Annotated in this window: 2 protein-coding genes; both read right to left on the reverse strand. The window is 75.7% G+C overall.

Features of this window, described 5'->3' with window-relative positions:
• Positions 1-577 (reverse strand): hypothetical protein (locus GA0115259_RS22590; RefSeq protein WP_370748359.1); only part of this gene is annotated, 577 nt, incomplete at its 3' end.
• Positions 574-1,231, reverse strand: a 658-nt coding sequence (locus tag GA0115259_RS40485) for a hypothetical protein (protein WP_093600224.1), incomplete at its 5' end; no start/stop codon positions are given. The genes GA0115259_RS40485 and GA0115259_RS22590, both read right to left, overlap by 4 nt.

Below are 1,231 nucleotides of genomic sequence, written 5' to 3' on the forward strand. Positions count from 1 at the left end.
GGTCGGCGGCGATGTGCGCGAGCGGCGGCGGGATGGCCTGGCAGGCCAAGGCCACCTGCATCCCGGCCAGGCGGCCGTGGGCGAGCACGGCGGTCAGCGCGTCCAGGGGCGTGCCGTTGGGCCGGGCGTCGAGGTGGTGGTGGAGGAGGACGTCGGTGGTGCCGCAGTCCTCCACCAGCACCAGCCGCCACGGGCCGGGGCGGCCCGCTTCGGCGCGGCGCCGGGCCTGGTGGGCGAGGCCGTGCAGGTGCGCGGTGATCGTCTCGGCCGTATCGAGGTAGGACACGCGCTCCAGGCCGCGGGCCCACGGGTGCTCGCCGAGGTGGACGTCGAGGATGTCGAGGTGTCCCCCGGCGGCCAGGTGCTGCGCCCCGAGGGTGCGCAGGACGGTGCTGGTGCCCATGCCGGCCGGCGCGACGAGCAGCAGGTGGCCGTCCCTAGGCGTCAGGCGTACGGGCCGGTTGCCGGCGGTGAGTCCGATCAGCGGGTGCTCGCTGCGCCGGGCCTCGCGCAGGCCCGGGCCGCAGGTGAGGTGAACAGCCGCCGGGATGCGGCGACTTGGCAGGATTGGCATCATGCGGTCCGCCTCGGGGTGGGAAGACCGCGGGCGAAGGTGCGTGCCTCGTCGTCGGTGAAGTAGAGGCCCTGCACGGCGGTGGTGCGGCCGTCGTCGACCAGGTGCATGCGGCCGGGGATCGCGGAGCTGGCCGGGGGCGCCCAGATCTCCGGGGCGACCCGCTTCCACAGCGTGGGTCCGCCGCAGGCCAGGAGCCGGGTGGTGAAGACCTGGTGGGTGGGGACGTGCCCGAGGCCGGGGATGTCGCCGCGGGGGTTGCCGGCCAGGACCTGCACGCCGAAGGAGCAGCCGGTGGCCAGCAGCACGGCGAGCGCCTCGACGCCGGGCGCTTCCTCCAGCTGGGTCTCGGGGCGGGTGTGCATCCAGTACTGGCGCAGGCCGTAGGCGATGGTGCCGGTGTTCTCCACGACCAGGACGCGCCGGCCCGGCCATCCTCCGTCCCAGTTCGCGCAGCCGTCCTGCAGGGCGGCGACGGTCAGCAGCAGGTGGTCGTGGATGGCGGCGATCCGCGACAGGTAGGTGACGCCGGGCAGGCCGCGCGCCCAGGCCTGCGCGGTGTTGCTGGGGTCGATGACGTCGACGCGGGCGCCCAGGGCGAGGGCCTGGGCGGCCAGGGAGCGCAGCACGCTGGTGGTGCCGCCGCCGGCGCCCGCG

The organism is Streptomyces sp. MnatMP-M17, from assembly GCF_900091995.1.
Lineage (GTDB): Bacteria > Actinomycetota > Actinomycetes > Streptomycetales > Streptomycetaceae > Streptomyces.